A 22368-nucleotide genomic window follows, 5' to 3' on the forward strand; every position below is an offset into this window, starting at 1 on the left:
GGATCGCGGCGCGGCGCAAGCGAAAGTTTTCGAAATCGGCGCGAGCCGTCGCGCGATCGCTTAGGCGGGACGCCTGAGCCGTTGCCGCCAGCCGACGATCGCCCCGACCAGCAGGCAGATGACGATCCCAAGGAAATTCAGGTTGTTGATCCAGGCATAGAGCACGTCGACCGGGCGCGACGTGACGATGTAAAACGCGTGCAGGCTGAACTGCACGGCATAGAGCAGCATCACCCCGCCGAGCCAGAAGCTGGCGAAGCTGACGGTGATGATCAGCAGGCTGATGGCGGTCAGGCCGTCCAGGGTCAGGCGCGCCAAGGCCTGCGCCGAGTCCGGCAGGAGCAGGCCGCTGATAATGGACAAGACAACGTTGGCGCCGACGACGGCGCCGCCGACTCTCTCGGCGAAGGTGCCCTTCCAGAGGGCCAGCAGCGAGATCCCCAAGGTGAGGGCGATCAGGCCAAGAACGATCGGTGATGTCGGCATAGCACTGCGCCCCTAACTCGCATTAGGGGCGCAGCACCAGTTAATCTATTGCAACCAAATCGGCTCAGCCGACTTCGCGCATCGCCGTCACGGTCTCACGCTTCCGCATCGCCGGCTTGTCCATGTAGCCGAGCTTGGTGCGGATGCCGAGGCGCAGCTGGGCTTCCGCCAGCTCGTTGTGCGCTCCGACCATGGCGCTCCGGGCTTCTCCCAGGGCCTTGATGGCTTCCACCATCTTCACCTGCACGTCGTCAGCGAAGACGAGCGAGGCGTTAACTTCCGAGCGGGCCTTCAGCAGATCCGCCAGCAGTTCCGTGGCTTCGACCATGGCCTGGTCAACCGCCGCTTCCGTCGAGAACAACTTGGTCGCGACACGCTGCGCGACAAACGCCTTTTCCATGGGAACCCCTCCGAGGAAATTAACCAACTCCGTCAAGGTAAACCGGAGGTTAAATTCCACCTAGGAGATTCATGTTCTGTTAACCACGATTTTATCGCTCGACGGTTGTGATCGTGTCTTTGGCGCCACAGTTCGCGCCTTGAGCGAGCCGTCTGGAAGCGAACCGTTAGGAGAATTCGCCTAAATCGAGAGCTCGGATGAAGCCCGGGCTCCATGACTGACCAGCCTCGCACCACCGTCTCTCGGCCCCAGATGACCTTCCACGCGCGCGTGGCGGGTGTGGCCCTGATCACGACTGTCGTCGTCCTGGTGGCCGCTTGCCTGACGTTCATGCTGCAACAGTGGGCCGTAGCCCGCGAGCAGAACCACCAGGCCCACCGCGCGCTGTCCGAGGTCGTGGCCCGCGCCGCGGCGCCGGCGCTGGCCGACAAGGACCGTGAAAGCGCAAGGCGCTCCATTGCTACGCTCGGCAGCGATGGCAGCGTCACCTTGGCGGTGCTGAAGAACGCATCGGGCGAGACGATCGCGCGGTTCGAACGGCCCGAGCCGATGACGTCCGAGTCCTTCGAGGTGATCGCCACCCCGGTGATGGCCCAAGGCCGCAAGGTCGGCGAACTCAGTCTGACCTTCGAGACCCCCGCCCTCACCGCCCTGCTGCCGCAGTTCGTCGCGCTGACCCTGGCGCTGCTGTTCGGCGGCGTCGGCGTGGCGCTGTTCCTGGCCCGCGGACTCGCCTCTCGGGTGATCGCGCCCGTGCTCAAGCTTTCTGAAGCGATGCATGGCGTCGCCGCCAGCGGCCGCTTCACGCCCGTCGAGGTTGAGGCTGACGACGCTCTTTTCCGCAGTCTCACCGACAGCTTCAACCACTTATTGGCGAAGCTCGACGAGCGCGAACAAGCGCTGCAGCGGACGCTGCGCGAACTGGTCGAGGCGCGTGATGCGGCCAACGCCGCCAACGTGCTGAAGTCGCAATTCCTGGCCAATATGAGCCACGAGATCCGCACCCCGCTGAACGGCGTGCTGGCCATGGCCGAAGTCATGTCGATGGGCGACCTGACCCAGGTGCAGCGCGAACGGCTGGACGTGATCCGCCAGTCGGGCGGCCTGCTGCTGGCGGTGCTCAACGACGTGCTGGATCTCTCGAAGATCGAGGCTGGTAAGCTGACCCTGCTGGTCGACGACTTCGACCTCGAAGCCGCCGTCGCCCCGACCCGCGACTCCTTCTCGGTGATCGCCCAGGGCAAGGGGCTGGACTTCAAGGTCGAGGTTGCTGAGGAGGCGCGCGGCGCCTGGCGCGGCGACGCCGACCGCATCCGGCAGATCGTCGGCAACCTCTTGTCCAACGCCGTCAAGTTCACCCTGCAAGGCGAGGTCAGCGCCAGCTTCGATGTCGGCCCGTCGGGCGTTCTGCGCCTGGTGGTCCGCGACAGCGGCGTCGGCATCGCCACCGAAAAGCAGGCCGGGCTGTTCGAGAAGTTCACCCAGGCCGACAACTCCGCGACCCGCCGCTTCGGCGGGACGGGCCTGGGCCTGGCCATCTGCCGCGAGTTGACCCAGATGATGGGCGGCGTGATCAGCGTCGAGAGCCGCGAGGGCCAGGGCTCGGTCTTCACGGTCGAGCTGCCGCTGGAACGCGGCGAGTTGGCCTTCGAGACCCCGATCGCGCCGCAGCCCGCGGAAGAGACCGACGAAGGCGCTCTGCGCCTGCTGGCCGCCGAGGACAACCCGACCAACCAGCAGGTGCTGGCCGCGGTCATGGGCTCGCTCGGCATCGACATCGACATCGTCGCCAACGGCCGCCTGGCGTTCGAGGCCTGGCGCGACGGCGCCTACGACCTGATCCTGATGGACATCCAGATGCCGGTCATGGACGGCATCGATTCCGCCCGTGCGATCCGCACCGCCGAGCGCGAGGCCGGCCGCCCGCGCACCCCGATCGTCGCCCTGACCGCCAACGCCCTGTCGCACCAGGTCGAAGAGTACCTGGCCGCCGGCATGGACGGCCACGTCGCCAAGCCGATCGAGATCGCCAAGCTCTATGAGGCGATCAGCCGAGCCCTGACCGAGGCCGCTGCGGCGGGCGTCAGCAGCGCCGGCGGGGCCGTCGCCGCGGCCTGACCGCGCCCCCTTCCTGAACGACAGACAACGGCGGCCTCAGACGCGTTTCAGGTCGCCGATGGTCTTCTGCTCGTCAACGTCGCTTCCCGCGACGCGGATGTCCCAGGAGGACCGTCATGAAAAAGCTCGTTCTGGCCCTGACCGCGGCCTCCGCCCTGGCCGCCGCCGCCGTTCCCGCCGCAGCCCAGCCGTACGGCGGTTACGACCGCCATGACCGGCCCCAGCGCTACGACAATGACCGCGCCGACCGCCTGATGTGGCGTATCGACCGCGCCGAGCGCATCGGCTCGCTGAACTCCGGCGCCGCCGGCTGGCTGCGCCGTGAGGTGAGCAACACCGAACGTCTGGCCTGGCGCTACAGCCGCGACGGCTTCAGCCAATGGGAACGTCAGGACATCGACCGCCGCTATGACCAGCTGGCGCGCCGCATCGACCGCGACGACCGCCGCTATGGCTACGGATACGGCCCGGACTACCGCCGCTAAGGCTGGTGCTTGAAACACCAGAAGGGGCGGCCGCACGGCCGCCCCTTTTCGCATGCGCTGGGGCGCGCCAGACTGTCCGCCCCGGGGGAGAACCGCATGGCCTACGAGATCAGTCACGAGGACGGCGTCTGCATCAGCGACGATCCGCAACGCTTCGACGTCGAGCGGGCGCACGGCTGGATCGGTGGTCAGAGCTATTGGGCCCAGGGCATCCCGGAAGCCACCTTCCGCGCCGCCGTCGCCAACAGCCTGACGGTCGGCGCTTACGACGCCGGTGGAGCGATGACCGCGATGGCCCGCGTCGTAACCGACCGGGCGACGTTCGGCTGGATCTGCGACGTGTTCGTCGACAAAGCCGCCCGCGGGCAGGGCCTCGGCAAGCGGTGATGGCCTACCTGAAGGCTCATCCCGACCTGCAGGGCTTCCGTCGCCTGCATCTGGCGACCCGCGACGCCCACGGCCTCTACGGCCAGTTCGGTTTCGTCCCGCTGACCGGCGCCGACCGCTGGATGGAGATCCGCGGCCCCGGCTACCTCTAGGCGTCCAGGATCGACAGTTCCGGCCAGCGCTTCTGGGCCGCCTGCGCCGTGCGCAGGAAGCCGCCGGTCACGCGGCTCGGATTGGGCCGCAGGCGCATCGAAAACAGGTCCTCGAGCCCGAACGGGGCATGGACGCTCAGCCGGTCGTCTTCCTCCAGCCGCACACCGACCGCGAACACCGTCGACGTGAACCGCGACAAGGCCTGAGTGCTCGAGGTCAGCGGCTCGTACGGCTCGCCGAACTTCTGCTCGAACCACAGGTGCACGCGAGCCTGGTTGCGAACCTCGACCATTTCCTGGAACGGCGGCTCGAAGGCGGCGGCGACCTGGCGGATCACCACGTCCTCGGCCTCATAGGAGGTGTCGGACGCATCGAAATAGCCGAGGTCGTAGTCCTTGATCCCGTAGTCGGGGTCGCGGCCGGTCAGATGGTTCAGCACCGGCTGGTAGACCGCGCCTGAAAACACCAGCCAGTCCGGCAAGTTCAGGCCGCGCACCGTGGTCAGCACGTGCATCAGGCTGGGGGTGGCGCGGACGATGGCCTCGAGCCGGCCGGCGAGATCCTCGCTCATTTGTCCCCCCGCAACATCCAGGCGTGATCCAGGGGACCATGACCGCCGCCGAGACCCGGCGCGGCGCGCATCGCCGCATGAACATAGGCCCAGGCGCGCGCCACCGCCTCGCTCAGCGGCAGGCCTTGCGACAGGCCGGCGGCGCAGGCCGAGGCTAGAGTGCAGCCCGTGCCGTGGGTGTGGCGGGTGTGGATGCGTTCGCCCTCGTAGGTGGTCTCGCCCTGCGGCGTCAGCAGCACGTCGGTGACCATCTCACCGGGCACATGGCCGCCCTTCATCAGCACCGCGCGGGCGCCGAGCTTCAGCAGCGCCTCGCCGACCCGGCGCTGGTCGTCCAGGCTCTCGACCGCGAGGCCGGTCAGGGTTTGAGCCTCAGGCGCGTTGGGCGTCAGCAGCGCCGCGCGCGGGATCATCAGGCTTCGCACCGCGTCCACCGCCTCGGGCGCCAGCAGGTTCGAGCCGCCCTTGGCGACCATGACCGGATCGACGACCGCCGGAGCTGTCGTGCTGTCGAGAATCCGGGCCACGGTCTCGACCATCGCCACGTCCCCCAGCATGCCGGTCTTGATCGCGTCGGCGCCGATGTCGTCCAGCACCGCCCGGGCCTGGGCCTCGACCACCTGGACCGGGATCGGGTGGACGCCGGTGACGCCCAGGGTGTTCTGCACCGTCACCGCGGTGATCGCCGTCGCCGCATAGGCGCCCAGCATGGTCACGGTCTTGATGTCGGCCTGGATCCCGGCGCCGCCGCCCGAATCCGAACCCGCGATGATCAGCACTCGGCCCAAGGTCTCGCTCATGGCCAGGAGGTAGCGCGAGCGCGCGGCGAATGCATCGGGATTTGCGCGGCTGTCCACTGTGGCGCTTTCGCTCAGCCGCCTGCTAACTTGCCGCCATGAAAGTCGCCCTCGTCACCGGGGCCGGCTCCGGGATCGGCCGCGCCAGCGCCCTCGCCCTCGGAGCAGCCGGCTATTCGCTCGTCCTTGTCGGCCGCCGCGCCGACAAGCTGGAGGAAACCGCCGCAGCCCTGCCGGGCGAGGCCCTGATCCAGGCGACAGACATCGCCGACGAGGCCGCCGTCGACGCCGCGTTCGAGGCGACGCGCGCCCGCTTCGGGCGGCTGGACGTGCTGTTCAACAACGCCGGCGTCTCAGCCGGCGGGCGGTTGGAAGACCTGTCGCTGGACGCCTGGAAGCGGGTGGTCGACGCCAACCTGACGGGCGCCTTCCTCTGCACGCGAGCGGCGTTCCGGCTGATGAAGGCGCAGGAGCCGCACGGCGGGCGGATCATCAACAACGGCTCGATCTCGGCCCACGCGCCGCGGCCCTATTCGGTCGCCTACACCGCCACCAAGCATGCGATCACTGGCCTGACCCGCTCGGCCTCGCTCGAGGGCCGCGCCTACGACATCGCCTGCGGCCAGATCGACATCGGCAACGCCGCCACCGAAATGACGCTGGCCATGGCCAAGGGCGTGCCGCAGGCCGACGGCTCGTTCGCGCCCGAGCCGCTGATGGACGTGAAGGCCGTGGCCGATGCGGTGGTGTTCATGGCCGGCCTGCCGCTGGACGCCAATGTCCAGTTCATGACCGTCATGGCGACCAAGATGCCGTTCGTCGGCCGCGGCTAACGCGCCGCAGCCACGGCGCTCCAGACCTTCAGAGCCTGCACGGTCTCGGCGACGTCGTGGACGCGCAGCACGCCCGCGCCGCGTTCGACGCCGGCCAGGGCCGCGGCCAGCGATCCGGGCAGCCGCCCGTCCAGCGCCGCGCCGCCGGCCGGGTCCAGCGCGGCGATGAAGCGCTTGCGGCTGACGCCCAGCAACACGGGGAAGCCTAGCGCCGCCACCGCGTCGAGGCGGGCGATGAGCGCCAGGTTGTGCTCGGGCCGCTTGCCGAAGCCGACCCCGGGATCGAGCCAGATCTTCTCGCGCGCCACCCCCGCCGCCATCGCCGCTTCCGCCCGCTCGGCCAGGAAGCCGCAGACCTCGGCCACGACGTCGTCGTACTGCGGATCGGCCTGCATGGTGCGCGGCTCGCCGCGCATGTGCATCAGTACGAGGTCGCAACCGAGCTCGGCGGCGACCTGCGGCGCGTCGGGCGCGTAGCGCAGGGCGGCGACGTCGTTCCAGATATCAGCGCCGGCCGCGACCGCGGCCCGGGCGACCTGCGGCTTCATGGTGTCGATCGAGATGGCGACCGAGCTCTCGGCGCGGATCGCCGCGATCAGCGGCACGGCGCGGGCGATCTCATCCTCGGCCGAGACCGGCTCCGAGCCCGGCCGCGTCGACTCCGCACCGATGTCGAGGATGTCGGCGCCTTCGGCGATCAGCCGGCGCGCGTGGGTCAGGGCGGCGTCCGGATCCAGAAAGCGCCCGCCGTCCGAGAAGCTGTCGGGGGTGACGTTGACGATCCCCATGACCTTCACCGAACCGGGCATGGGCGGATTTCCTCGTGGCGCAGACAGCAAGACGCCCTCCTGGCGCGGGGCCGGGAGGGCGTCAAGGTCGTTAGGTCTGGACCAGCCTTAGGCCGGTTCGGGCCGCGGCGAGATCGGCACCGCCACCGACGGGCCCGTGGGCCGCTTGGAGTCGGCGTCGTCGCGGACGGGCGGGACGCCCTTCAGCGCATTGATGATCTCGTCGCCGGTCAGGGTCTCGTACTCGAGCAGAGCCTTGGCCAGGGTATGCAGGTCGTCGAGCTTCTCGGTCAGGATCCGGCGGGCCTCGTCGAAGCCGCCCTGGACCAGACGCTTCACTTCGGCGTCGATCAGGTTGGCGGTTTCTTCCGAGACCGACTGGGTGCGCGACACCGAATGGCCGAGGAACACCTCGTCCTGGTTCTCGCCGTAGGAGACCACGCCGAGCTTGTCGGAGAAGCCCCACTTGGTGACCATGGCGCGGGCCAGCTTGGTCGCTTGATCGATATCGGACGAGGCGCCCGAGGTGATCTTGTCCTTGCCGAAGATGATCTCCTCCGCCATCCGGCCGCCCATCAGGATGGCCAGGCGCGAGGTCATCTGCTCGTAGGACATCGACAGCTGGTCACGTTCCGGCAGCTGCATGACCATGCCCAGGGCGCGGCCGCGCGGAATGATCGTGGCCTTGTGCACCGGATCGGTGGCCGGGACGTTCAGGGCGATCAGGGCGTGGCCGCCTTCGTGGTACGCGGTCAGGCGCTTTTCGTCCTCGGTCATGGCCATGGACTTGCGCTCGGCGCCCATCATGACCTTGTCCTTGGCGTCCTCGAAGTCGCGCTGGGTGACCATGCGGCGGTTCTTGCGCGCGGCCATCAGGGCGGCTTCGTTGACCAGGTTGGCCAGGTCGGCGCCGGAGAAGCCCGGGGTGCCGCGAGCGATGGTCTTGACCTCGACGTCGGCCGCCAGGGGCACGTTCTTCATGTGGACGCGCAGGATGCGTTCGCGACCGCCGATGTCCGGGTTCGGCACCACGACTTGGCGGTCGAAGCGGCCGGGACGCAACAGGGCCGGGTCCAGGACGTCGGGACGGTTGGTCGAGGCGATGACGATAATCGCTTCCGACGGGTCGAAGCCGTCCATCTCGACCAGCAGTTGGTTGAGGGTCTGCTCGCGCTCGTCGTTGCCGCCGCCCAAGCCGGCGCCGCGGTGACGGCCGACGGCGTCGATTTCGTCGATGAAGATGATGCAGGGGCTGTTCTTCTTGGCCTGCTCGAACATGTCGCGCACGCGGCTGGCGCCGACGCCGACGAACATTTCAACGAAGTCCGAGCCGGAGATGTAGAAGAACGGCACGCCAGCTTCACCAGCCACAGCGCGGCCAAGCAGGGTTTTACCGGTGCCGGGAGGGCCGACCATCAGGGCGCCCTTCGGGATCTTGCCGCCCAGGCGCTGGAACTTCTGTGGGTCCTTCAGGAAGTCGACGATCTCCGTCAGCTCTTCCTTGGCCTCGTCGACGCCGGCGACGTCATCAAACGTCACGCGGTTCTTATTCTCGGTCAGCATCTTGGCCTTGGACTTGCCAAAGCCCATGGCGCCACGGGCGCCGCCCTGCATCTGACGCATGAAGAAGATCCAGACGCCGATCAGCAGCAGGATCGGCAGGCTGTTCAGGAACAGGCCCAGCAGACCGCCGCCGGCCGACTTCACATTGATGTCGGCGCCGCCGGATTCCAGCCGCTTGATCAGGTCGTCCTGATTGTTCGGGGTCAGCGCGGTGTAGGACTTGCCGCCCGCGTCCTTGATCTCGATCGCGGTGCCGCGGAACGTCGCGGCCTTGACCTCGCCAGCGTTCACCTTGCTCAGCAGCTGCGAGTAGGAGATCTGGCCCGATGCGCCGGCCGCCTGACTGCCACCGGTCATCATGCTGTAGAGGCCGATCAGGACGACGACGATGACGCCCCAGATGGCGAGATTACGCAGGTTCATGACGCGCCTTCGTGAAAAGTGTCTCTCAAAGCCCACTGTAGGTGGGAGTGGCCAGGGGCACTAGCAAGCCTCGTGCCGCGCGACCGAATATCGCGGTTCGTTGAACGAGCTTGGCCAGGCCCAAATCCAGACATGCAAAGGGCCGCGCAGTCTCCCGCGCGGCCCCCCACACTTAGGCTTAAAGCCTTAATTTCTTACCGGCTCGGCTTCTTCGGCGCGGCGATCAGGCCTTCGCGTTGAGCGCGCTTGCGGGCCAGCTTGCGCGCGCGGCGCACAGCTTCGGCCTTTTGACGAGCGCGCTTTTCGCTCGGCTTTTCATAGTGCACGTGCCGCTTCATTTCGCGGAACGAGCCCTCGCGCTGCATCTTCTTCTTCAGCGCCTTGAGGGCCTGATCGACGTTGTTGTCGCGGACGAAAATCTGAACCAGAGGTCTCTCTCCTATCACCCGTTCCCGCTCGGCCTTCCTGACATCAGGCGGCGGCGAACGGATAAAAGCCTTGCGACCCGTCGAGCGAAGGCCCTCCGGGTTGAGCGCGGCGAGATATCAGAACCCGGCGGCGATGTCCACGGCGGACAGGCGGAAAAACCGTCGCTAAGATGCCGCGCATGGCCAATGTAGACGATTGGGCGCAGGACGCCGAACGGCAGGTTCTCGACGCCGCCTTGCAGATCGCCGCCGATCGCGGCTGGACCTGGCCGACGGTGAAGGCCGCCGGCGCGGTCGCCGGACTGTCGGCGGCGGACGTCGAGCTGCTGCTGCCGCACGGCCCGCGCGACCTCGCCGCCTTGCTGGCCAAGCGACACGACGCCCTGACCCTGGCCGCCCTGCCCGACCCGGACGCCCTGAAGATCCGCGAGCGCATCCGCACCGCGGCGATGACCCGGATCGACATCGCGGCCCAGGACGAGGCCGCCGTCCGGCGTTGGGCAGGTTTCCTCGCGCTGCCGATACACCTGCCGCTGGCGCTGCGGCTGTTGTGGGACAGCGCCGACCAGCTGTGGCGCTGGGCCGGCGACACGGCCACCGACGAGAACCACTACTCCAAGCGTGCGATCCTCTCGGGCATTCTCGCCAGCGCTCTGGCCATCCGGCTGTCGTCGGGCCGCGACGCGGCGGCCGCCTTCGTCGACGCCCGCATCGAGAACGTTATGGCCTTCGAGAAGTGGAAGGGCGGCCTGAAGCCCTCGCAGCTGCTGACCGACGTGGCCGGCGCGCTCGGCAAGATGCGATACGGGTGAGGCCTGAACCCAGATGATCCCTCTCCCCGCGGGGGAGAGGTTAGGTGAGGGGGCGAGAACTTCTCGGCTGCGCCGCCGCTCGCCGCGAATGCGCCGCTGCGCGTCGCTGACCCCTCACCCTACCCTCTCCCCTCAAGCGGGGAGAGGGAACAAAGAGGCTCCCATTCCCTGGCGTCGCGCGCGATATGACTGCGCGACAATTCAGGGAGCAGCCGATGACCGACGCCTTTTCGACCGAGTGGACCTGTTTCGACGTCAGCCTCGACGGCCACGTCGCCCACATCCAGCTCAAGCGCCCCGAGGCGATGAACTCGATGATCCGCGAGTTCTGGAACGAGCTGCCGGCCATCGTGAAGGACATCGACCACAACGCCCGCGCCCGGGCGATCGTGATCTCCTCGACCGGCAAGCACTTCAGCGCCGGCATGGACCTGGCGGTGTTCGGCGGCGGCGGCTCGACCTCGGCCAACCAGAACCAGGACCGGCACCTCAACGCCGAGCAGCAGCGCCACCATATCCTGTGGCTGCAGGACTGCTTCGGCTGCCTGGACGCGGCGCGCATTCCGGTGATCGCCGCCATCCAGGGCGGCTGCATCGGCGGAGCGGTCGACATGACCAGCGCCTGCGACATCCGCTACGCCAGCGCTGACGCCTTCTTCTGCATCCAGGAGATCAACATCGGCATGACCGCCGACGTCGGGACCTTCCCGCGACTGTGCAAGCTGATCCCCGAGGGCTGGGTGCGCGAGATGGCCTACACCGGCCGGCGCATGCCGGCCGCCAAGGCCAAGGAGATCGGCTGGGTCAACGAGGTGCTGGCGACCCACGAGGATTGCGTCGCCCACGCCCTGGCCACCGCCCACGAAATCGCCAGCAAGGCGCCGCTGGCGGTGACCGGGTCGAAGGTGATGATCAACTACGCCCGCGACCACACGATCAAGGACGGGCTCGACTACATCGCCGTCTGGCAGACCGGAATGTTCTCGGGCCCGCACATGGGCGAGGCGTTCGCCGCCAAGTCCGAGAAGCGCGAGCCGGTGTGGCAGGGTCTGCAGCCGCTGAAGCACGGGATGTAGGACCCACGATCGTCATCGACGGGCTTGTCCCGGCGACCCATACACACGGGGCATCGGGATATTCGCGCCAAGCCCGTCGACGATGGAGTCTATGGGTGGCCGGCACAGAGGCCGGCCATGACGAACTGATGGGGCTTACCCGTCCAGCTCGGCGTCGGTGAGCACGCAGCCGTCGAGCTTGGCGTCGGAGAGGTCGGCTTCCAGGAAGCGGGCCCGCAGCGCGAAGGCGCGCCGCAAATCGGCCTGACGCAAGTTGGCGCGCGAGAAGTCAGCGCGGATGAAGCGTCCCTGGCCGATCTCCAGCGGCCCCAGCATCGCCCCGCGCAGGTCGGCGCGCGTGAGCTGAGCGTCGATGAGCCGCGCGCCGCGCAGGTCGGCCATCCGTAGGTTGGCCCCGCGCAGGTCGCAGCGCGACAGGTCCGCCCCCTGCAACTCGACGCCCTCGAGATTCATCCCGAACAGCACCGAGCCGGGCGCGATCAGGCCGCTGAGCTTGCGGCGCTTGAGCGTCACCACCGGACGGAAGTCGATATCGGCCAACCGGGCGGCCAGGCCGGTCCGGCCGCCGCTCGCACAGAAAGCCTCGTGTGCGGCCAGCACCTCGCCGAGCGGGCGGTCGTCGACATAGACCACGGCCGGCGGCGCGCGCAGCACATTGGAAAGGTCGGCGCCCTCGACGGTCGCAAAGCTGAAGTCGACACGAATGAGAATGGCGCGCCGCAGCGAGGCGCCGGAGAGGTCGGCGCCGGCCACCTGGGCCCCGGTCAAGTTGGCTCCGTCGAGCTTGGCCTTGATCAGGCGCGCCCCGCCCAGTTGGGCGTCCGTCAGGTTGGCGTCGGTGAAGTCGGTGGCCAGGGCCGAGGCCCCGGTCATCTGGGCGCCGGTGAGGTCGGCGCCGGTCAAGACGGCGAAGTTCAGTTCGCCCGGGCCGCCGGCATGATCGAGATAGCGAAAGCCCTCGGTGCGGTCCTGCAGGGCGATGCGCCCCTCGCGCAGGTCGCAGCCGGCGAGGTTGGCCCCCGCCAGGTTCGCCCCACGCAGCGAGGCCCCGCGCAGGTCGGCCTTGGACAGGCTGGCCTTGCGCAGATCGGTGTCGCGCAGGTCGGCGCCGAACAGGATCGCCCGATCGAACTTCACCCCGGCCAGCATCGCGCCGGACAGCCGCGCGCCGGTCAGGTCGGCGTCGCTGAGGTCGAGGCCCTCGAGTTTCAGGCCCGACAGGTCGGCATAGGCCAGATTCGCCCGACGCCCGCCGGTGCGGTGGGCGAGGTAGCGGCGATGAGCTTCCAGGGTGCGCTTAAGCGCCTGGGGCTCCAGCGGCCGATGAAGATTGGCGACGGCGGACATGCTGACCGAAACAAGGAACGAGGCCCTCAGGATCAGACATCGCACTTAAGGAACGGTTGCAGAATTGTGACTTCACCGTGGCGACTTCTAACGCCGGTCTGCGATCTACAGCCAACCCTTCTTCTTGAACCACCAAAACGGGGTAACTCCCGTGATAACCATAAGAAGAAGAGCCAATGGATACCCAAATATCCAGTGCAATTCAGGCATCACATCGAAGTTCATCCCATAGATAGAGGCGACCAGAGTCGGCGGCAGAAAGACCACCGCCACCACGGAGAAGAACTTGATGATGCTGTTTTGCTCGATGTTGATCAGGCCGAGCGCCGCATCGAGCAGGAAGGAGATGTGACCGGAGGTGAAGCTGGAATGTTCGGTCAGGGCCTGAATGTCGTGCTGGATCGACGTCAGATGGCTGCGCCGGCTCTCCGCCTTCTGAAGCTCTGGCGCGAGGGCCGCGAAGCTGGCCAGGCGGCTGAGCGACACCAAGCTCTTGCGGGCCATCGAGGTGATCGACTGGGCGCGCGAGAGGTCGGTGAGCAGCGGCCCGAAGGCCGTGCTGGGCGGGCGGTTGAAGATCGCCACCGAGGTCTCGTGAACCAGGGCGGACTGCTGCTCGAGCACCTCGGCGCAACGCTCGACGATGGCGTCGAGCAGTTCCAGCGCCGCCTCGCCGCCATCGCCGATGGCGACGTTGGCGCAGCGCTGAGAGAAGATCGAGAACGCCTTCAGCGGCTCGTAGCGAATGGTGATCAGCACGTCGGCCAGCAGCACGAAGGTCACCGGCGTGGCGACAGGATGCGGTTCGTCGGCGCGGGCCAGCAGGGTGGCGGTCAGGAAGGTCGCGCCGTCTTCCTGATAGAGCCGCGACGACGGCTCGACATGCGCGATCTCCGCGCGGGTCGGCAGGTCGACGCCATAGGCCTGCTCGACGGCGCGCTCCTCCTCGGGGGTGGGCGAGACCAGGTCGATCCAGATGATGCCCTCGCCGGGCCGCCAGCCTTCGCCGATGGTTTCAGGCGCAAGGCCCCGGCCGGCGCGGCGAAGCAGGTTCAACATGGAGCTCTCCGCAAGGGAAGGAGCCCCATCTGAAACGTCGGGGGATGGGCGTCAACGCCCGGCCGGTCAGTTGGACTCGGCCGGCGGGGTCATCTGGGTCGCGGCCTGGATCAGGGCGGCGATCCGGTCGGTGGAGTCGGCCGCCTGGCTCAGCATCTGCAGCGGACCAGCGCCCGGACGAACCACCGAGGCGACCTGGTTGGCCGCGCCCTGGGCCACGGCGAGAGCGGTGTTCTGCGCGCCGTTGAGCTTGTTGCTCGCCATGCGAAGGGCGTTGGCGTCCTGATAGATGAAGCCGTGGGTCGGATAGGTCGACGAGCCGAGGTCACGCACCGGGTCGTACCAGACCTTGACCTGCGACCAGTCGCCGGCCGGCGAAACGTCGATGACGGTGACGTCCTTTTCGATCTGCCCGCGGGTGCCGCCGATACGCGACCAGTTGGCGTGGGTGATCTGGATGACGCGGTCGGTGAGCACCTGGCTGACCACCGCGACATGGCCAAGACGCATCTTGCCGGTGGGCTTGAAGCAAAGCACGGCGCCCGCCTTGGGGCTGAAGCCGGTTTCGTACTTGCCGACGGCCTGACGCCACCAGGTCCAGGCGTCGCCATAGATCTGGACGCCGGAAATCAGACGCGCGAACGGGACGCACTGCCAATAGGTATCGGCCATCGCACCCGAAATCGGAGCAAAGAACATAACCGCCGCGGCGGCCAGGGAGCCGATCACGGCCCTCGGTCGTTTAAGCATGCTACGGGTACTCCCCCACGCGAACAGCGTAAGGGGTAACCATCTCACGCCCCGATGAAAAGAGTCTTTACGCGCCTGCGGTAGAAGGTCGCCGAGCCTCGCGCGCATCCGCCCACAGCTTCATGCGAGCCCGGGCCGACTTCTCAGCAAGTTGATCCGGCATCGCGGCCAGTGAAACGACTCGACCCAGGAAAACTAACCACAGCCCTTGCGGGCGGCGCTGGCCGTTGAGCTCAAATACTTTCGAGACCGAACTCGCGAATACTATCTTCCGTCGAACACAGACCATGTAGACGGAGCAGTCGATCTTCCGCGGATAAACGAGCTGTGCGTTACCAAATGTTTCAAAGGCCGTTTGCGGCATGCGCACGGGGAAGAAGATCGCGGCCCCGACTACGGTCACGATTACGGCATCGGGAGCGGCGATCGCCGTCATATTAGGCGCCGCGAGGGTCGAAACGGCGATCCCGACAAGCGGCCGCGCCTCGATTCTGCGCGGGCCGCGCAAACGGGCCCCCGCGCCGGCTATGCCGCCGTCGTCATGTAGCGGTCCCAGAAGCCTTCAGCCGGCTCCACCTGCTCGACCACGTCGACCCAGAGGCCGGAGGGATCGAAGAAGCCGAAGCGCAGTTGGCCGAACGGCTCATGGGCCAGGGCGTAGTCGACCCGCAGGCCGCGGTCGCGAAACTCCTCATAGGCCAGGGTGGCGTCCTCGACCTGCAGCTCAAAGCACATGCCGTGGCCGGAGAACGCCTGCGGCCCCGGCGGGCTCGACGGATGATTCGGATGCATGAAGGCCAGGCTGGCGCCGTCGGCGGCCAGCAGGACGAACCAGTCGGCCTCGAAGACCACCTCGAACCCCAGGTGGGCGGTCCAGAAGTCGCGGCAATCCGCGAGCCTGGGCGTGACGATGATCGGGTAGCGGTCGACGAATTTCATGGCGTCTGTCCCTTGATCGCTCTGAGCCGCGAGTTAAGATACAGACTGTCTGTATGTCAAATGGGAAATCGGCGATGGGCGTGAAGGCGCAGCGGGCGGCGGCGACGCGAACGGGGCTGGTGAGCGCGGCGCGCGAGCTGTTCGCCGCCGAAGGATATGGCGCGACCAGCACCGAGGCGATCCTGGCGGCGGCGGGCGTGACCCGCGGGGCGCTCTATCATCACTTCGCCGACAAGCAGGCGCTGTTCGCGGCGGTCTGCGAGGACCTGCACGGCGAAGCCGAGCGCGTGATCGAGACCGACGCGGACGCACAGGCCAGCGCCTTCGACGGGCTGGTGGCCGGCTGCCTGGGCTTTCTCGATTTCATGGCCGACCCGCAGGTGCGCCGCATCCTGATCCTCGACGCCCCCAGCGTGCTGGGCTGGGAGGCCTGGAACGAGATGGACCGGCGGCACGGCTTTGGCCTGCTGATCGAGGGGGTGCGGGCCGCGGTCGTCGAGGGCAGCCTGGAGGGCGACCCCGAAGCCCTGGCGGTGATGATCAACGGCGCGCTGAACTACGGGGTGGTCTGGGCCGGCCACACCGAGGGGCCTGAGGCGCTGGCGCGGCTGAAATCGAGCTTTGTTGAGACACTGGTCCGCTTGCGGCGGTGAAACTCCACCTTATCTGACGCGGTTGGCTCGATAGAATTTCCATACAACCGAGAGGACCTCGATGGACACCCTTATGACCCTAGCTGCTGATCCGGCCGTGTGGGCGGCGCTGATCACGCTCATCGTCATGGAGGTGGTCCTTGGCATCGACAACCTCATCTTCATCTCCATCCTCTCGAACAAGCTGCCCCCCGAGCACCGCACCAAGGCCCGCCGCATCGGCATCGGCCTGGCCCTGGTCATGCGCCTGGCGCTGCTGTCGACCCTGGCCTTCATCGTCGGCCTGACCGCGCCGGTGTTCGAGTTGCCCTGGCACGGGGCGCTGGACGAGCACGGCAAGCCGGCCTGGGAGCTGGCGTTCTCGTGGCGCGACCTGATCCTGATCGCCGGCGGCCTGTTCCTGGTCTGGAAGGCGACCACCGAAATCCACCACACGGTCGATCCGACCCCGAACGACGACGTGTTCGACTCCAAGAAGGCGGTCGCGTCCAACTTCGGCGCCGCGATCGTCCAGATCATCATGCTGGACCTGGTGTTCTCGATCGACTCGATCCTGACCGCCGTCGGCATGACCGAGCACCTGCCGGTCATGGTCATCGCGGTGATCTTCGCCGTGACGGTGATGCTGGTGGCCGCCGACCCGCTGGCCAACTTCATCAACAACAACCCGACCGTGGTGATGCTGGCCCTGGGCTTCCTGCTGATGATCGGCACCGTGCTGATCGCCGACGGTTTCGGCGTGCACGTGCCGAAGGGCTACATCTACGCGGCGATGGCGTTCTCGGCCGGAGTCGAGGGGCTCAACATGTGGAGCCGCAACGCGGCGAAGAAGCGCGAGGCCTTGGGCCAGGACGCGACCAAGCACTGACGTGATTGCTCCCCCTCCTGGGGGAGCTGTCCGCCGCATGGCGGACTGAGGGGGCTTGCTGACTCAGCAGCCCCCCTCCGTCTCGCGGCTCCGCCGCGACCCACCTCCCCCAGCGGGGGAGGAATTAGGACGGCTCACAGAAAACTGTACGGATCGACGTCGATGGCGACCCGGATCGCGCCGGGCGGCCGCACGCGCGCGCGCCAGGTGGCGAGGTAGGCCGAGAGGTCGACATTGCGGTCGGCGCGGACCAGGAAGCGCTTGCGCCGCCGGCCGCGCACCAGGCTGAGCGGCGCATCGGCCGGGCCGTAGACCTCGACCCCCTCGGCGTTGGGCGCGACCTTGGCCATCTCGCGGGCGAAGGCCTCCAGCGCCGCGGCGTCGGGACCGGAGACCACGATCGCCCCCAGCCGCCCGAACGGCGGCAGCTTCATGATCTCGCGCTCGGCCATCTCGGCCTCGACGAAGGCGTCGCGGTCCTGGGCCTTCAGCGCCTGCATCACCGAGTGCTCGGGGGCGTAGGTCTGCAAGAGCGCGCGGCCGGGGCGGTCGCGGCGTCCGGCCCGGCCGGTGGCCTGGGCCAGCAGCTGATAGGTGCGCTCGGCCGCGCGCAGGTCGCCGCCGCGCAGGCCAAGGTCGGCGTCGACCACGCCCACCAGGGTCAGCTTCGGAAAGTTGTGGCCCTTGGCGGCCGCCTGGGTCGCCACCAGGATGTCGATCTCGCCGTCGGCCATGGAGTCGACCAGGCGGCGCGCCTCCTTGGCGTCCCAGACCGTGTCGGACGAGAAGACGGCGATGCGGGCGTCGGGGAACAGGTGGCGGGCCTCCTCCTCCACCCGCTCCACGCCTGGGCCGATCGAGGTCAGGCTGTCCTTGGCCCCGCAGTGCGGACACTTGTCGGGCTTGGGCATGGAGAAGCCGGTCAGATGGCAGACCAGGCGGCCGGAATAGCGGTGCTCGACCAGCCAAGAGTCGGTGTCGGGCGAGGTCAGCTTCTCGCCGCAAGCCTTGCAGAGCACCAACGGGGCGTAGCCGCGGCGGTTGAGGAACAGCAGGGTCTGCTCGCCGGCGGCCAGCGTCTGGCCCATTGCGTCGACCAGCGGCGGCGAGAGCCAGCGGCCGGGCGGCGGCGGCGTCGCCTTCAGGTCGATGAGGGTGATGTCGGGCAGCTGCGCGGTCCCGTGGCGGCTGGTCAGCTTCAGCCAGCGATAGCGGCCGGTCTCGGCGTTGCGCAGGGTCTCCAGCGACGGCGTGGCCGAGGCCAGGATCACGCCCGCGCCCTCGATCTTGCCGCGCATCACCGAGAGGTCGCGGGCCTGGTAGATGAACCCCTCGTCCTGCTTGTAGGAGCCGTCATGCTCCTCATCGACGATGATCAGCGCCAGGTGCGTGAACGGCAGGAACAGGGCCGAGCGGGCGCCGATGACGATCCGGGCCCGGCCGGTGGCGACGGCGTCCCAGGTCCGCCGGCGCATCGGCGGGGCGACGTCGGAGTGCCATTCGGCCGGTTGCACCCCGAAGCGTTCCACGAACCGGGCGATCACCGCCTGGGTCAGGGCGATCTCGGGCAGCATGACCAGCACCTGCGCGGCGGGGTCGCGGGCCAGGGCGGCGGCGACCGCCTCCAGATAGACCTCGGTCTTGCCCGAGCCGGTGACGCCGTCGAGCAGGGCGACGTTGAAACCGCCCTCGGCGACCATGTCGACCAGAGCGCCGGCGGCGGCGGCCTGGCTGGGATTCAGCGCGTGGCCGGCGCGGGCGAGGTCGGGCTCGGGGAACCCCCCGTCGGCCTCGATCAGCCGCAGGGCCAACGCGCCCTCGTCGACCAGGCCCTTGACCACCCCGGCCGAGACCCCGGCGGCGCGGGCCAGATCAGCCGGCGCCTGCGGGCCGCTGGCGGCGGCCTCCAGCACCTTGAGCCGCGCGGGGGTCGAGCGGGCCGGCAGGACGCCGGTCGCCTCCAGCACTCGTTCGGGCTTGGCCTTGGGGGCGCGGGCGCCGCGGATGGCGATGGCCAGCGGCTGGCCGGGCGCGTCGACCGAGTAGCGCGCCGCCCACTGCACGAACTCGATCGCGCCCGGCGGCAGCGGCGGGGAGTCGAGCTTGCTGTCGAGAACCTTCAGCGGCCGGTTGCCGCCGGCGCCTTCGCGCAGGGCGACGACGACGCCGCGCAGCAGCCGCGGGCCCAGCGGCGCAGCCACCTGGTCGCCGACGACGAGCTCCATCCCCTCCGGCTCGGCGTAGTCGAACGCCTCGGGCAGGGGCATGGGCAGAAGGACGGAGGCGATGCGGCTCATGGCCCCGTCCAGATAGGCTGGCCGCACGCGGCTGCAAACGGTAAAGAGCCCCAAGACCTCAACGAGATCAGGCGGAACCGCATGGTCTCGTTGAGGATCATCTTCAAAAACGTTGAGCGGGTTGCGGGCGGAAAACCGCTGCGCACTTTTCCTCAACCCGCTCCCAACCCCGCGCCAGAAGGTCACCCATGCAGCTCTTCCTCGACACCACCGACATCGGCCTGCTCAAGGAGCTCACCGCCACCGGCCTGGTGGACGGGGTGACCACCAACCCGACCCTGATCGCCAAGTCCGGCCGCCCCATGCTGGAGGTGATCGCCGAGATTTGCGAGCTCGTCGAGGGCCCGGTGAGCGCCGAAGTCGCCGCGACCGAAGTCGAGGGCATGCTGGCCGAAGGCGCCAAGCTGGCCGCCATCGCCCCCAACGTGGTGGTGAAGCTGCCGCTGACCCGCAACGGCCTGATCGCCACCGCCGAGTTCGCGGTGCAGGGCATCCAGACCAACGTCACCTTGTGCTTCACCGCCGCCCAGGCGCTGCTCGCCGCCAAGGCCGGCGCCAGCTACATCTCGCCGTTCATCGGCCGCCTGGACGACTACGGCGCCGAGGGCATGAGCCTGATCGAAGAAATCCGCGCGATCTACGACAACTACGGCTTCGACACCGAAATCCTCGCCGCGTCGATCCGCACCCCGTCCCACGTGACCGCCGCGGCCCTGGCCGGCGCCGACTGCGCGACCATTCCGCCCACCACCTTCGCCGACCTCTTCAAGCACCCGTTAACCGAAAAGGGTCTTGAACAATTCCTCAGCGACTGGGCCAAGACGGGCCAGTCCATCCTGTAGAAGGCTGGGGGCGGGCATATGGAACGCGGGGCGAAGGCGAAGGAACACAGTCTTGAGCCCCGCGAGGTTCGCCGCTTCCTATCCGACAATCCCGACTTCCTGCGCGGCGACACCGCCCTGCTGGCCGAGCTTGGCCTGCGCGAAGACGCGGCCAACGTGATCGACTTCGGCCCCGCGGCCCTGGCCCGGGTGCACGAAGCGCACAAGCGCGAGTCCAGCGCGCGCAAGCACCTGGAAGCCACCGCCCGCGCCAACTTCGCCGCCCAGGCCCAGACCCACGGCGCAGTCGTCGACATGCTGGAATCGCGCAACCACGCCGACCTGGCCCGCCGGGTCGACGAACTGGCCCAGTTGCGCTTTGGCCTGATCAGCGGCGTGGTCGCCTTGGAAGGACCTGAACGCACCCCGGCTGGCTGGCGAATGCTGGTCGAGGGCCAGATCGACATGATCATCGGCCACGACCGCGTGGCGCTGATGGGCTTCGAGCCGGTGGCGCTGGGCCTGTTCGGCGATCGCGCGCCGCAGGTCCGCTCCATGGCCATGGTCCGCATGGCGATCTGGGAGCCCTCCCGCGAGGGCCTGCTGGCTTTCGGCTCGGCCGACGAACACGGCTTCACCGAAGACATGGGCGCCGAACTGGTCGCCTTCCTCGCCCGCGTGGTCGAGCGGACCGCGGAGCGGTGGCCGGTCCTGTGACCAGCGCCCGCCAGGCTCTCGCCCAGTGGCTAGAGCACCTGGCCAAGGAGCGCCGCGCCTCGCCGCGCACGGTCGAGGCCTACGCCTTCGCGGGCGGCCGCTACATCAGTTTCCTGGAACGCCATCGCGGCGAGACCTTGAGCCTCTCCGACATGGGGACGCTGGCCGCCAGCGAGATCCGCGCCTGGCTGGCGCACCTGCGCCAGGGCGACCATCCGCTCTCCGCACGCTCGCTGTCGCAGTCGCTGTCGGCGATCCGCACCTTCCACCGCTTCCTCGACCGCCGGCTGGACACGCCGAACGCCGCCATCGCCCTGGTGCGCGGCCCGCGCGTGGTCCCGTCCGCCCCGCGGCCGGTCAGCGAGGATCAGGCCGCCGGGCTGATCGCCGAGCCGGCCTTCGACCCCGATCGCGACGACTGGGAGGTCAGCCGCGACCAGGCGGTGCTGACCCTGCTCTACGGCTGCGGACTGCGGATCTCCGAGGCGTTGTCGCTGAAGCGCAGCGACGCGCCGGTTCCCGAGACGCTGCGCATCCTCGGCAAGGGCGGCAAGACCCGGATGGTCCCGGTGCTGCCGGCGGTGCAGGCGGCGATCGCCGCCTACGTCGCCGACCTGCCATTCGTGCTGGAGCCCGACGAACCGCTGTTCCGCGCCAAGCGCGGCGGCCCTTTGAGCCCGCGGCACGTGCAGGCGACGGTCCAGGGCCTGCGCGGGCGGCTCGGCCTGCCCGACAGCGCCACCCCGCACGCCCTGCGTCACTCGTTCGCCACCCACCTGCTGGGCGCCGGCGCCGACCTGCGCTCGATCCAGGAACTGCTGGGCCACGCCTCGCTGTCGACCACCCAGCGCTATACCGAGGTCGACGCGGCCTCGCTGCTCAGCGCCTACGCCAAGGCCCATCCGCACGCGTGAGCGTGGGAGAGGTCCCCAGTCAATTCTCCTCTCCTCCAGTTGGAAGCGGGACCGCACCTTTTTCTCCCCTCCCCGCTTGAGGGGAGAGGTTCGGTGAGGGGTTCGCGGCGCGGAGCGGCGCATTCACGCCAACCGTCGTGGTCCGGAGAGGCCAAGCCCCCTCACCCTACCCTCTCCCCCGCGGGGGAGAGGGACTCGCGTAGCGATACGCTTTAGCGTCCCCCCATGCTCAAGCCTGTCATCCGCCCCGCGAGGCCCGACGACTTGGCCGGCGTGCTGGCGCTCTATCGGCAGCTCAATCCTGGCGATCCGGTGCTGGACGCCGCGACCGCCGCGCCGGTCTGGGCGGCGCTGCTGGTTTCGGGCCTGACCACACCGTTCGTGGTCGAGATCGAGGGACGGTTGGTCGCGTCCTGCACGCTGGCCATCGTCCCCAACCTGTCGCGCGGAGCGCGGCCTTACGGGGTGATCGAGAACGTGGTGACCGACGAAGGCCATCGCCGCACCGGCCTCGGCCGCGCGGCGCTGGAAGCGGCGCTCGACAAGGCGTGGGCTGCCGACTGCTACAAGGTGCTGCTCGCGACCGGGTCGCGGCGGGAATCCACCCTGCGGTTCTACGAAGGCGTCGGGTTCACGCGGGACGCCAAGACCTACTTCGAGATCCGCCGGCCGTAGGGCCCCTT

Annotated in this window: 26 protein-coding genes; 13 read left to right on the forward strand and 13 right to left on the reverse strand. The window is 68.5% G+C overall.

Annotated elements, in window-relative coordinates; all coding sequences use genetic code 11:
- Nucleotides 1–60: 60 nt before the first annotated feature.
- Nucleotides 61–486: a hypothetical protein gene (locus C0481_RS20295; protein ID WP_293407326.1), complete on the reverse strand. Its 426-nt coding sequence runs from the start codon at nucleotides 484–486 to the stop codon at nucleotides 61–63.
- A 64-nt stretch (nucleotides 487–550) separates the two neighbouring features.
- Nucleotides 551–886, reverse strand: a complete 336-nt coding sequence (locus C0481_RS20300; RefSeq protein WP_293407328.1) for a hypothetical protein — start codon at nucleotides 884–886, stop codon at nucleotides 551–553.
- Between the two features lie 213 nt (nucleotides 887–1099).
- Here C0481_RS20300 and C0481_RS20305 point away from each other — a divergent pair, with 213 nt between their 5' ends.
- From C0481_RS20305 to C0481_RS20320, 4 genes are all read left to right on the forward strand, one after another.
- Nucleotides 1100–3004 carry an ATP-binding protein gene (locus C0481_RS20305; RefSeq protein ID WP_293407330.1) on the forward strand — a complete coding sequence of 635 codons (1905 nt, stop codon included), beginning with the start codon at nucleotides 1100–1102 and terminating at the stop codon, nucleotides 3002–3004.
- Between the two features lie 116 nt (nucleotides 3005–3120).
- Nucleotides 3121–3489: a hypothetical protein gene (locus C0481_RS20310; RefSeq protein ID WP_293407332.1), complete on the forward strand. Its 369-nt coding sequence runs from the start codon at nucleotides 3121–3123 to the stop codon at nucleotides 3487–3489.
- Between the two features lie 96 nt (nucleotides 3490–3585).
- Entirely contained in the window at nucleotides 3586–3876 is a 291-nt protein-coding gene (locus C0481_RS20315) for a GNAT family N-acetyltransferase (protein WP_293407334.1), read from the forward strand.
- Nucleotides 3876–4028 (forward strand): hypothetical protein, encoded by a 153-nt coding sequence (locus C0481_RS20320; RefSeq protein ID WP_293407336.1) that lies wholly within the window; start codon nucleotides 3876–3878, stop codon nucleotides 4026–4028. The genes C0481_RS20315 and C0481_RS20320 overlap by 1 nt, the downstream gene beginning before the upstream one ends.
- Here the strand turns inward: C0481_RS20320 and C0481_RS20325 are convergent.
- Together C0481_RS20325 and thiD are read right to left on the reverse strand one after the other, a co-directional pair.
- Entirely contained in the window at nucleotides 4025–4600 is a 576-nt protein-coding gene (locus tag C0481_RS20325) for a nucleotidyltransferase family protein (RefSeq protein WP_293407338.1), read from the reverse strand. The genes C0481_RS20320 and C0481_RS20325 overlap by 4 nt on opposite strands.
- Nucleotides 4597–5400 (reverse strand): bifunctional hydroxymethylpyrimidine kinase/phosphomethylpyrimidine kinase, encoded by an 804-nt coding sequence (thiD, locus tag C0481_RS20330; protein ID WP_293407427.1) that lies wholly within the window; start codon nucleotides 5398–5400, stop codon nucleotides 4597–4599. Before thiD ends, C0481_RS20325 begins: the two co-directional genes overlap by 4 nt.
- 95 nt (nucleotides 5401–5495) lie before the next feature.
- On the opposite strand from thiD, the gene C0481_RS20335 reads away from it, so the two are divergent.
- Entirely contained in the window at nucleotides 5496–6230 is a 735-nt protein-coding gene (locus C0481_RS20335) for an SDR family oxidoreductase (RefSeq protein ID WP_293407340.1), read from the forward strand.
- Here the strand turns inward: C0481_RS20335 and folP are convergent.
- The 3 genes from folP to rpsU all read right to left on the reverse strand — a co-directional run bounded on the left by folP (nucleotide 6227) and on the right by rpsU (nucleotide 9432).
- The gene (gene folP / locus C0481_RS20340; protein ID WP_293407342.1) at nucleotides 6227–7039 is read right to left on the reverse strand and encodes a dihydropteroate synthase; all 813 of its coding nucleotides are present in this window, start codon (nucleotides 7037–7039) and stop codon (nucleotides 6227–6229) included. The genes C0481_RS20335 and folP overlap by 4 nt on opposite strands.
- An 87-nt stretch (nucleotides 7040–7126) precedes the next feature.
- Complete coding sequence (gene ftsH, locus C0481_RS20345; RefSeq protein WP_293407344.1) at nucleotides 7127–9004, reverse strand: ATP-dependent zinc metalloprotease FtsH; 1878 nt, start codon at nucleotides 9002–9004, stop codon at nucleotides 7127–7129.
- A 194-nt stretch (nucleotides 9005–9198) separates the two neighbouring features.
- Nucleotides 9199–9432: a 30S ribosomal protein S21 gene (gene rpsU / locus C0481_RS20350; RefSeq protein ID WP_111275467.1), complete on the reverse strand. Its 234-nt coding sequence runs from the start codon at nucleotides 9430–9432 to the stop codon at nucleotides 9199–9201.
- Between the two features lie 179 nt (nucleotides 9433–9611).
- Between rpsU and C0481_RS20355 the strand changes: the two genes are divergently transcribed.
- Together C0481_RS20355 and C0481_RS20360 are read left to right on the forward strand one after the other, a co-directional pair.
- Nucleotides 9612–10244: a COQ9 family protein gene (locus tag C0481_RS20355; protein ID WP_293407346.1), complete on the forward strand. Its 633-nt coding sequence runs from the start codon at nucleotides 9612–9614 to the stop codon at nucleotides 10242–10244.
- Between the two features lie 215 nt (nucleotides 10245–10459).
- On the forward strand, nucleotides 10460–11320 hold the full coding sequence (locus C0481_RS20360; protein ID WP_293407348.1) for a crotonase/enoyl-CoA hydratase family protein: 861 nt from the start codon (nucleotides 10460–10462) through the stop codon (nucleotides 11318–11320).
- A 135-nt stretch (nucleotides 11321–11455) separates the two neighbouring features.
- On the opposite strand, the gene C0481_RS20365 is transcribed toward C0481_RS20360, so the two are convergent.
- The 5 genes from C0481_RS20365 to C0481_RS20385 all read right to left on the reverse strand — a co-directional run bounded on the left by C0481_RS20365 (nucleotide 11456) and on the right by C0481_RS20385 (nucleotide 15415).
- Nucleotides 11456–12667 (reverse strand): pentapeptide repeat-containing protein, encoded by a 1212-nt coding sequence (locus C0481_RS20365; protein WP_293407350.1) that lies wholly within the window; start codon nucleotides 12665–12667, stop codon nucleotides 11456–11458.
- 105 nt (nucleotides 12668–12772) lie between these two features.
- Nucleotides 12773–13726 (reverse strand): magnesium transporter CorA family protein, encoded by a 954-nt coding sequence (locus tag C0481_RS20370; protein ID WP_293407353.1) that lies wholly within the window; start codon nucleotides 13724–13726, stop codon nucleotides 12773–12775.
- Between the two features lie 66 nt (nucleotides 13727–13792).
- Nucleotides 13793–14476 (reverse strand): CHAP domain-containing protein, encoded by a 684-nt coding sequence (locus C0481_RS20375; protein WP_269627311.1) that lies wholly within the window; start codon nucleotides 14474–14476, stop codon nucleotides 13793–13795.
- Between the two features lie 67 nt (nucleotides 14477–14543).
- Nucleotides 14544–14912: a hypothetical protein gene (locus tag C0481_RS20380; RefSeq protein ID WP_293407357.1), complete on the reverse strand. Its 369-nt coding sequence runs from the start codon at nucleotides 14910–14912 to the stop codon at nucleotides 14544–14546.
- An 89-nt stretch (nucleotides 14913–15001) separates the two neighbouring features.
- Entirely contained in the window at nucleotides 15002–15415 is a 414-nt protein-coding gene (locus C0481_RS20385) for a VOC family protein (protein ID WP_293407359.1), read from the reverse strand.
- 74 nt (nucleotides 15416–15489) lie between these two features.
- Between C0481_RS20385 and C0481_RS20390 the strand changes: the two genes are divergently transcribed.
- Nucleotides 15490–16068: a TetR/AcrR family transcriptional regulator gene (locus C0481_RS20390; protein WP_293407361.1), complete on the forward strand. Its 579-nt coding sequence runs from the start codon at nucleotides 15490–15492 to the stop codon at nucleotides 16066–16068.
- Nucleotides 16069–16129: 61 nt separating this feature from the next.
- Complete coding sequence (locus C0481_RS20395; RefSeq protein ID WP_293407363.1) at nucleotides 16130–16936, forward strand: TerC family protein; 807 nt, start codon at nucleotides 16130–16132, stop codon at nucleotides 16934–16936.
- 134 nt (nucleotides 16937–17070) lie between these two features.
- On the opposite strand, the gene C0481_RS20400 is transcribed toward C0481_RS20395, so the two are convergent.
- Entirely contained in the window at nucleotides 17071–19233 is a 2163-nt protein-coding gene (locus C0481_RS20400; RefSeq protein WP_293407365.1) for a primosomal protein N', read from the reverse strand.
- Nucleotides 19234–19421: 188 nt separating this feature from the next.
- On the opposite strand from C0481_RS20400, the gene fsa reads away from it, so the two are divergent.
- The 4 genes from fsa to C0481_RS20420 all read left to right on the forward strand — a co-directional run bounded on the left by fsa (nucleotide 19422) and on the right by C0481_RS20420 (nucleotide 22360).
- On the forward strand, nucleotides 19422–20075 hold the full coding sequence (gene fsa, locus C0481_RS20405) for a fructose-6-phosphate aldolase (RefSeq protein ID WP_293407367.1): 654 nt from the start codon (nucleotides 19422–19424) through the stop codon (nucleotides 20073–20075).
- 18 nt (nucleotides 20076–20093) lie between these two features.
- Nucleotides 20094–20771: a DUF484 family protein gene (locus C0481_RS20410; RefSeq protein WP_293407370.1), complete on the forward strand. Its 678-nt coding sequence runs from the start codon at nucleotides 20094–20096 to the stop codon at nucleotides 20769–20771.
- The gene (locus C0481_RS20415) at nucleotides 20756–21685 is read left to right on the forward strand and encodes a tyrosine recombinase XerC (protein WP_293407372.1); all 930 of its coding nucleotides are present in this window, start codon (nucleotides 20756–20758) and stop codon (nucleotides 21683–21685) included. Before C0481_RS20410 ends, C0481_RS20415 begins: the two co-directional genes overlap by 16 nt.
- A gap of 225 nt (nucleotides 21686–21910) precedes the next feature.
- Nucleotides 21911–22360, forward strand: a complete 450-nt coding sequence (locus C0481_RS20420; RefSeq protein ID WP_293407374.1) for a GNAT family N-acetyltransferase — start codon at nucleotides 21911–21913, stop codon at nucleotides 22358–22360.
- Nucleotides 22361–22368: the final 8 nt, after the last annotated feature.

This window comes from Phenylobacterium sp. (assembly GCF_013822795.1).
GTDB lineage: Bacteria > Pseudomonadota > Alphaproteobacteria > Caulobacterales > Caulobacteraceae > Phenylobacterium.